Source organism: Desulforhopalus vacuolatus (assembly GCF_016918505.1).
Lineage (GTDB): Bacteria > Desulfobacterota > Desulfobulbia > Desulfobulbales > Desulfocapsaceae > Desulforhopalus > Desulforhopalus vacuolatus.
Genome location: NZ_JAFFPZ010000001.1, coordinates 400,986 through 410,426, shown reverse-complemented (window position 1 = coordinate 410,426; position 9,441 = coordinate 400,986). Strand labels below are relative to the sequence as shown.

Here is a 9,441-nt window from a genome sequence, read left to right as displayed (position 1 = left end):
CTTGATGATGCCCATGACGTGGGAGATGAGCATCAAAAAGCTCTACCACCCCCATTCGTTTGAGAAGGCCAATCAGCAGGACAAAATCATCAATTCTTTCGGTTAAAACTTTTGGTATAGTAGTCATCTCGGCAGTTAATCAAAAAAAGGAATAAATTGAAATAATTTTACGCGAATGGTGAGTAATTGGTATTAGTTTTACCCTTTACGCAGTTTCTCAACTTCCTCTTTCATTACTGCGACATCAGCTTCGCGATCAGTAAAAATTTGAAAGGCCGCTGCTCCCTGCCACACAAGCATGCCGAGACCATGTACGGCCTTTGCCCCTTTCTCTTCTGCAGTTCTCAACAGTTTTGTCATCCATGGATTATAGACGATATCGGCAACTACATGCCGTGCCTCAATACACGCCTCAGGAAAAGGCATAACATCTTCATTGGGGTGCATGCCGACGCTGGTGGTATTGACCAGTATCTCTGCCTCTGCCGCAGCTGCGAGCTGTGCCTTGCTGTTGCAGGCAATGGACGTGGCACAGGGGCGAACCCTGCGATTGATTTCCTCGGCGAGAGCCTCGGCTTTTGCTTCTGTGCGGTTACAGATCATCACCCGCTCTGCACCGTGTGCTGCAAGCGTCATGGCGATGGCCCGGGTTGCACCGCCGCATCCAAAGAGAAGAAAACGATGTCCTTTGGGGGTGATGCCGCTCTCTTCCTGCAGAGAACGGACAAAGCCCTCACCGTCGGTGTTAAATCCTTTGCTGCGCCCGTTTTGAAACCGCACCGTATTGACAGCTCCAATGGTCTCGGCCAGGTCGTCAAGCTCGTCAAGATGTGCCATGATAGCGAGTTTGTGAGGAATGGTAACGTTGCATCCGGCAAAGTTCATTTTCTTCATGGCGGCGAAGACGGTGCCGAGATCTTCAGCTGTTACCTCAACTGGCAGGTAACAGTAATCCATCTCCAGTTTTTCAAAGACCCGGTTGTGCATGGGCGGAGAGATGGAATGGCCGAGGGGGTTGCCGAGAAGGGCGATAAATCTGGTATGGACAGTGGGTGAGAACATGAGAGGCTCCGTGATGGAAGGAACGGGAAAGAAGTCGAAGAATCATTTTACCCTTTTTTTATCTTCAAGGCACGGAAGGAAATGTACCACAGGCACTGATATCTCGACGTCTCGTTCCTCGCTTTGTCGGAGGATAAATTTTTTACTGTAACGAAGAATATGGGCGAAAGACTGGTTATTCAAGGTACCCATAAAGTTTTTCAGGCAGCATTACGATAGAGGAAAACCAATGCATTTAAGTTCTGCCTCCGGAGAGATTCAGCGACATTTTGAGCAGAAGCCAAATGGGACAAAAATCTCTCAATTTCTCGTTCTTCCATATCTCTTGGGTGGCGTTTTTTTTCATAAAAATAGATATATCGTAAAATCTACTGGTAATATGTTTTTTCTGTTGATCGTGCGTAAATAAGAGTATCTCAGGGTCTCACGCACTTGATCCATCAGTTTGAGCTGAGGGGTTGGAGTGAATTTTGGCTTGTTTTCCATCAGAGCTGTGATAATATCAGATTGTGCGGAAAAAAAGGAATATAAAAGTGATAATTGGACATTATTTCCTGTTTTTTGGGTTTGAAACACCAAATACCGAAGTGGTATACGTTTTCCTATATTGAGGTTTGTAAATGTTCGTAAAGTGGAAAAATAGTCTTTTTTTACTTTTGTTGATTCTTATTGTAGATAGCAAAATTTCTCATTCGTCTGAGACAATATCACTCCAGTTGGCCTGGAAACATCAGTTCCAGTTTGCTGGCTATTACGCGGCGTTGCACAAAGGATTTTATAAACGCGCTGGGTTAGATGTCGTCATCATCGAAGGCGGTAATGATAAATTTGCTCGGGAGGAAGTGCGCAGTGGCAGAAGCCAATATGGTATTGCTGGTGCGGAGCTCATTCTTCATAGAATGGCAGGTGATCCATTTGTGGTTCTGGCACCAATATTTCAGCATTCACCTTCTATCCTTTTGGCTAAAGGTGGGAGGGGAATCTCTAATATACAAGAGTTGATTGGTAAACGTGTCATGTTGCTTCCTGGTGAAAAAGATGCTGATATCTTAGCATCTTTTTTAAATGAAGGTATCGATCTCAACTCAATTGAACGCCTCGATCAGACATATAATTTGGATGATCTTACCGAAGAGAAAACAGATGCGGTGAGCGCATATATAACGAATGAACCATGGCAGTTGGAGAAGAATGGAGAAGAACCTGTTGTTATTTCCCCTCAAACATACGGCGTCGATTTCTATGGTGATTGTTTATTTACCACGGAAGATGAAATTGCAAAACATCCTAAGCAGGTAGACGCTTTTCTTACAGCCTCTCTCCAAGGCTGGAAGTATGCAATGTTACACTCAGAAGAAATAATTGATCTTCTCTTGTTAGATTATGGTGTGAAAAAAAGTCGAGATCATCTTCGTTATGAAGCACAAGCTATCCGAGAAATCATGCTTCCTGATTTGGTACAAGTTGGTCACATGAATCCTGGTAGGTGGCACCATATTGCAGAAACTTACGCTAAGCTGGGTATGCTCGATCCGGAATTTTCCTTAGATGGTTTTATTTATAACCCTGATCTGAAATACAATTATACGTGGTTGATATGGGCTATCGGAATTATGGCAGGACTCGTGTTGTTGGTTGGTAGCAGTACGTTGATTTTATTTCGCTTTAATAGAAAGTTAACAGCTGAAATTGCAGATCGTAAAATGGCTGAGAAGCAATTACAGGATGTTCTCCTCTTCAAAGAAAAAATTCTATCTGAATCTCCCGTCGGTACTGCCATTTATGAAGCAGATTCCGGTGATTGTATAGCTGCCAATCAGGCCATGGCAGATCTTATTGGTGCTACCGTAGATCAGGTGCTTTCTCAAAAATATCTTGAAATTGCATCATGGCAAACATCCGGTTTGTTGACAATAATGAAAGCAGCCGATGAGGAGGATGTGAATAAACAATATTTTACTCAAGTCGAAACGTCTTATGGTAATAAAATTGTTATTGATTGCCATATTGCCCCTTTTTTTTATGAAGATAGAAAACACCTGCTGCTTACAGCAACGGATAATACCAGACGGGTGCAGAATGAAAGAAAAATAGAGCAACAGAAGGAGAAGGCTGAACTGTATCTTAACCTGGCTGGAATTATGTTCATTGGTTTTGATGAATTGGGGAATATAAATATTGCTAACGAAAAAGCATGTAAAATTTTGGAATGCAACACAGAAGATATAATCGGTCTGAACTGGTGTGATAATTTTATATCTGAAGAGTACCGAGATGATTGTGAGGCTCTCAGAAGGCAGTTTTTTGCTAAGGACAATATTAACTCGATTGAATATAATGAAAGCAAGGTGCTTTCCCGAGGTGGTAAAACCAAACTTATTGCTTGGCACAATGCTTATATAAAAAACGACGATGGTCAGATAATTGGTGTTCTTGGTTCTGGTGAGGATATTACCGAAAAAAGAGAGATGGCGGTTAAGTTACAGCAGGCTCAGAAGATGGAATCTATCGGTAAATTAGCAGGTGGTATTGCCCACGATTTTAATAACATATTAGCATCGATATTGGGGTTTTCTGAAATTGCCTTAGGCGAAGTTGAAAAAGGTTCAGTTATGGAGGATAATCTGCAAGAAATTTATGCTGGTGGTCTTCGGGCAAGAGATATAGTTAAACAGATACTTGCCTTTGCACGACAATCTGATGAAAAAGTAAAACCTATTCGAATCGATAAAATTATTTATGAAGCGCTCAAGTTAATTCGTCCCTCTACTCCGACCACTATAGAAATAAGAAAGCAGATTGAAAGTTCTTCTTTTATCCTTGCTAATTCCACTCAGATTCACCAGATAATGATGAATCTTTGCACGAATGCCTCCCATGCAATGCAGGATAGTGGTGGAATTATGACAGTGTCACTTAAAGATGTTCTCATTAGTGACGATAGTGAGACTTTTCAGGGACGGCTTGAGAAAGGCAAGTATGTGAAAATGGTTGTTACTGATAATGGTTGCGGAATAGATTCTGACCATATTAACTTGATCTTTGATCCATATTTTACAACGAAAGGAGTTGGTGAGGGAACAGGAATGGGACTTGCCATGGTTCAAGGTATTGTTGATAGTTATGGAGGTATTATAACTGTTGAGAGTATTCCGTTCCAGAAAACTACTTTTTCAATTTATTTACCGGTTACCAATGCTATTGAAGATCCCGATTCATATCAATCTCCTAAGCTCCCAAGTGGGACTGAGTCGATCCTGGCTGTGGATGATGAACCTCCCATAGCACGAATGGTATGCAGAATCCTTGAAGGATTAGGGTATGCAGTAACTTTTAGGACGAGCAGTCTTGAGGCTTTGGAGCTCTTCAAGGCTGAGCCAGCTAGATTTGATCTTGTCATCACTGATATGACTATGCCATATATGACTGGCGATAAGCTCGCTATGGAGATAAAGAAAATCAGAGATGATATCCAGATTATTCTCTGTACCGGTTATAGCAATAAAATCAGTGCAGATATTGCCCAGGAGATTGGTATAGATGCGCTTGCTTATAAACCTTTATCTATGACCGACCTCGCAAACACTGTACGGAATATCTTCGATAATGCTTGAAACTATTACTGCTACGTTTAATGCAAAATAATAATACACAGAAGTATTTGATACTCGCGTGGGGCACGTTTTTTAAGGGCGGTACAAATCGATATTCGTTCAGAAACGATGGATATTTACTTGAACTCTGTCGATATATTGTTCTGTTTAAGGAGCCCAATCCCAGTTGCATCTGCTCTTAATAATTCCGGAAATTGCTACCAGTTTATTCCATGCGTTACAAGTCATTCCACCGTTATCGTTACGTTTGTCGTCATCGTGTAGACAAGGCATGCCTTGTCTCTACATCATCTCCGAAATAACTGTTGTACCGATTTTTCACCAATGATGATGGATGCACCGTTATCACCATTGCGATCAATTTTACAGCCTGTTTATCCATTCGTAATCGCCAAAAAAGATGTCAACGCAGTCTCGTTCTCTGGTTAATACAAAATGTAAATGGTATTACATAAGGTTATGTGTGGGATACTAAATCAGGTATGGTATTCGCATTATTTGGTACCATACTCGCTTTTAGGAAATCAACTGTCCTGAATATAGACACCATAAGGGCACAGATAAGGAGCGCATTATGTTCCATCCTCTGAAAAAAATGCAGGCAGTCTCTCTTGCCATAGTGGTTCTCTTCTTTTTATGGGTACCGTTTGGTGTTTTCGCGGCTGAACCGGATGCCGGCACTCCTTCCTCCGGGGGAGAACTGGTAGTGGGGCTCTACGCCACCCCGCCCAATCTGAACCCGGCCATCCAGTCCGGTATGGCCACCCAGTTTCCCGGCACCCAGATTTTTGCAGGGCTGCTTCGATTTGATAACGACTGGAATCCACACCCCTACCTTGCTGAAAAGTGGGAGATATCAAAAGATGGTTTGTCGGTTACTCTCCACCTTGTAAAAGACGCGGTTTTCCATGACGGTGAGCCAATCACATCGGAGGATGTAGCCTTTTCCATCTTGACAGTAAAAGCACTGCACCCGTTTAAATCCATGCTGGCCCCGGTGGAACGGGTGGATACGCCAGATCCCCACACCGCCGTCATCCGTTTGAAGAAACCCCATCCGGCAATTTTGCTGGCCATGTCGCCGGCTTTGCTGCCGATCCTTCCGAAGCATGTCTATGGAACGGTTAAAAAGGTCCGGGGCCACCCGGCAAATATGAAACCGACAGGTTCCGGCCCTTTCAAGCTGGAGGCTTTTGTTCCCGGAAAAGAGATTCGACTTGTAAAAAACAAAGATTTCTTTATCAAGGGCCGTCCATATATGGATCGTCTGACCATCAAAATCATCCGCAATACCCTGGAAGAATCCCTGGCTATGGAGACCGGTGACATTCAGATGATGGCGAGTTTTCAGGACTTCAATGAGTTAAATCACCTGCGGAGTCTGGATAACCTGGTGGTCACAGAAAACAGTTTCAAAGGCATCGGACCCATTTGCTGGCTGGCCTTTAACCTCCGAAATAAACCGTTTGATGACGTGAGGGTCAGGAAAGCCATAGCATATACCATCGATTCCAGATTTATTGTCGATACCCTGTTCAAAGGGGAAACAGCTGCGGAAACCGGGCCCATTTCATCCAGCAGCCCTTTTTACTCATCTGATGTAAATCCCTATGCCCAGGATTTTGAAAAAGCCAATCGTTTATTGGACGAGGCTGGGTATCCCCGTAACGAAGCGGGAAAGAGATTTTCTTTTCGTATAACATACATGACTGAAAAAACGGGAGTCAATCAGGAAATCGCTGAATATCTGCGAGAAATATTTTCGAAAAACCTGGGCGTGGAAGCCATTATTGAGCATCCTGAAAATTTTAATGACTGGGTTCAAAAGATATCCGATTGGGAATTCGATGTAACCCTGGACGATGTCTATAATTGGGGGGACCCGGTGATCGGGGTCCACCGGACCTATTTGAGTTCCAATATCCGAAAGGGCGTGATCTGGTCCAATACACAGGGGTATCGTAACCAGGAGGTCGATTTGATTCTTGAGCAGGCCGCTTCAGAGCTTGACTTTAAAAAACGCTATGCCTTGTACAGGAAATTCCAGAAAATCATAGTCGATGAGCTTCCGGTGTACCCGATTTACAAGCCCTTTTTTGCCTTGGCCCATGACAAAAATTTGGGGGGTACCAATCAAAGTATCTGGGGGGTGATGACGCCCATGGATACGGTCTATTGGAAACAAGGGACAAAATGAAATTATTCGGGAAAAATATTACCTCGGGTATCTCCTTTAAAGTATCCTCGGGGTTGGTGTTGATTATCCTGGTGGCATTTGTTGCAAGCGGTGTAGCCAAACTCTATTTTGACAAATCGGCTCTCCTGTTTAAAACCATTTCAAAGGATCAACTCCCCCTGCTGATTACCACCTCAAAACTGACCTGGGAAGTGCAGGGACTGATTTCCGGAGGATCGACCCTTGTTCTTACCCAAAACGAGCTTCTTCTTAAATCACTTGCTCGGGGCATTGCGGAGGAGCACGAAAAAATCCAGGGCCTTATCTCAGAATTAAGCACTGCAAATGCCGATATGCCTGGCCTGTCAAGAAAATCTCAACAAATTTTTGAGGACTTGCAGGCGCTTGAGCAACTGATAGAAAAAGATATTCAAACCGGCCAGCGCATCCTTCAAATTTCAATTTATATGAGAAATATATGGAAATCGCTGGTTATGGGAAAGGATGAACAGCAAACAGAATCGACCCGTCATATTCGAGAATTGTTCTTGGAGGTATTTAGTCTGTTGCGGGATGTGACCAATGTTTCAGACCGTCAGCGACTGTTTGAATATGAAGGCCAGATCGTTGATATGAAAAAGAAGATTGATGACCTGGTGAAGGGTGAGCATTTCGAAAAATCGCCATTTGCGCATTACATGAACACCTTGAAACGCTATGGGTTGGGAGAGAAAGGCCTGTTGGCCCTCACTGCAAAAAGTTTAAAACAAAAAATATTGATTCAGGACAAGCTGGTTCAAATTTCATTTCTGTCCGATGAACTGATAAAAAAGACGGAACAGATATTTTCAAATGTTTCAGTGGGAATCCAACAGCAAAGTCAAAAAGTTACGAATGAAATAGAATGGGTTGGCAAACTTTTCCTGCTGATTCCGGTTGTTATTATCGTCAGTGCCATTTTTATATTTTTGTTTATCCGCCGTTCGGTCATCGGTCGCATTTTGGCCCTTGAGCAGAATATGAAAGCCCATGTTCAGGGAAATCTCATTCCCATTTCCATCGAGGGGAATGATGAAATTTCAAGCATGGCACAGTCTGTTTCCTATTTTATAAAAAAACGCCAGGAGTATGAAACCACCTTGCAGGATGCCAGGCTGACTGCGGAACGGGCAAACCAGGCTAAGAGCGTGTTTCTGGCCAATATGAGCCACGAACTCCGCACCCCGCTCAATGCCATTCTGGGATTTTCCCAGCTCCTGACCCACAGTAAGGCCCTTTCCTCCCACGACATGGAGTATCTGGATACCATTGGTCGGAGTGGCAAACACCTTCTCACCCTTATTAATCAGATTCTGGATCTTTCCACCATCGAAGCGGGAAGGTTGACCCTTAATGAATCCGATTTTGATCTCTACGGTCTGCTGGATGAGATTGGAGATATGTTTAGAATTCGGGCCGCGCACAAACAACTGAACCTCGTTCTTGAACGGGACGACAAGGCCCCCCGGTTTATTCGAAGCGATCCGGTAAAACTTCGGCAGGTGCTCATCAACCTGTTGAATAACGCGTTTAAGTTTACAAAAAAGGGTGCCATCACCATGCGCGTGGCCGTGGAGGAAAACAATGGTGGTTCCCTTAGGGAGGAGGGCTCATCTCTGCAACTTAAATTTGAAGTGGAAGACACCGGAACAGGAGTGGCCCAATGGGAATTATCGAAAATTTTCGATGCCTTTGAACAGACAGAGAGCGGTCGTCTGGCAAAGGAAGGGACCGGGCTCGGGTTGACCATCAGTCGAAGGTTTATTGAACTTATGGGCGGTCACATCACCGTGGAAAGTGAGCTCGGCAGGGGGGTATTATTTAAATTTGATATTTGCGTCAAAACTGCCCGGTCCGAGACAGTAGAAGGCATCGCGCCCCTTCGAAAAGTCGTTTCTATGGAACCGGGGCAGCCCCGTTACCGGATTATGGTGGTGGATGATAATCCTATGAGTAGACTCCTCCTTATCAGGCTCCTGGAGATTTTTGAATTTGACCTTCAGGATGCGGAAGATGGCCAGCGGGCCGTTGATCTTTATAGGGAATGGCATCCTCATCTTATCTTCATGGATATGCGGATGCCGGTAATGGACGGATATGAGGCCACAAAAACCATTAAATCTGAAGATGGAGACCGGTCAACAAAGGTTATTGCCATCAGTGCCATCACCCTGAAAAGAGAACAGGTTGCCATCCTGGCAGCCGGATGCGATGAGTATATCTCCAAGCCCTTCAGGGAGGCGGATATCTATGAGGCTCTGGAAAGACACCTCGGTGTTCGTTGGGTCTATGAAGATATTCGCGGGTCTGAACAGGAAAGGGCCACCAAAGACCCGGAAGACTGGCAGGCTCTGTTCTCCACGATTCCTGTACCATTACAGGTAAAACTGAAAGATGCATTATTACGTGCGGATATGGGGACCATTGATCTGTCCATCGTACAAATAGCAGAGCAATCCCACCGTCTTGCGGTGAAGTTGCAGGAATGGGCACATGAGTTTGAATATGAATCAATTCTGTCCCTGATGAATGGTGATAATGAGGAGTAAA

At 44.1% G+C, this 9,441-nt stretch carries 5 protein-coding genes; 3 read left to right on the top strand and 2 right to left on the bottom strand.

Annotated elements, in window-relative coordinates; translation table 11 throughout:
• Positions 1-198 precede the first annotated feature (198 nt).
• Together aroE and JWG39_RS16975 are read right to left on the bottom strand one after the other, a co-directional pair.
• On the bottom strand, positions 199-1,062 hold the full coding sequence (gene aroE, locus JWG39_RS01620; protein ID WP_205217588.1) for a shikimate dehydrogenase: 864 nt from the start codon (positions 1,060-1,062) through the stop codon (positions 199-201).
• 200 nt (positions 1,063-1,262) lie between these two features.
• Complete coding sequence (locus tag JWG39_RS16975; protein WP_240191923.1) at positions 1,263-1,382, bottom strand: phage integrase N-terminal SAM-like domain-containing protein; 120 nt, start codon at positions 1,380-1,382, stop codon at positions 1,263-1,265.
• Between the two features lie 300 nt (positions 1,383-1,682).
• Between JWG39_RS16975 and JWG39_RS01610 the strand changes: the two genes are divergently transcribed.
• The 3 genes from JWG39_RS01610 (at position 1,683) to JWG39_RS01600 (ending at position 9,440) form a co-directional block, all read left to right on the top strand.
• Complete coding sequence (locus JWG39_RS01610; protein WP_205217587.1) at positions 1,683-4,676, top strand: ABC transporter substrate-binding protein; 2,994 nt, start codon at positions 1,683-1,685, stop codon at positions 4,674-4,676.
• 574 nt (positions 4,677-5,250) lie between these two features.
• A complete protein-coding gene (locus tag JWG39_RS01605) occupies positions 5,251-6,873 on the top strand; it encodes an ABC transporter substrate-binding protein (protein WP_205217586.1) in 1,623 nt (540 codons plus the stop codon).
• Positions 6,870-9,440, top strand: coding sequence for a response regulator (locus JWG39_RS01600; protein WP_205217585.1), 2,571 nt, complete (start codon positions 6,870-6,872; stop codon positions 9,438-9,440). The genes JWG39_RS01605 and JWG39_RS01600 overlap by 4 nt, the downstream gene beginning before the upstream one ends.
• Position 9,441 lies beyond the last annotated feature (1 nt).

Coding starts and splice junctions, on each gene's coding strand:
- aroE (WP_205217588.1), bottom strand. CDS start 1,062: ATGTTCTCACCCACTGTCCATACCAGATTTATCGCCCTTCTCGGCAAC.
- JWG39_RS16975 (WP_240191923.1), bottom strand. CDS start 1,382: ATGGAAGAACGAGAAATTGAGAGATTTTTGTCCCATTTGGCTTCTGCT.
- JWG39_RS01610 (WP_205217587.1), top strand. CDS start 1,683: ATGTTCGTAAAGTGGAAAAATAGTCTTTTTTTACTTTTGTTGATTCTT.
- JWG39_RS01605 (WP_205217586.1), top strand. CDS start 5,251: ATGTTCCATCCTCTGAAAAAAATGCAGGCAGTCTCTCTTGCCATAGTG.
- JWG39_RS01600 (WP_205217585.1), top strand. CDS start 6,870: ATGAAATTATTCGGGAAAAATATTACCTCGGGTATCTCCTTTAAAGTA.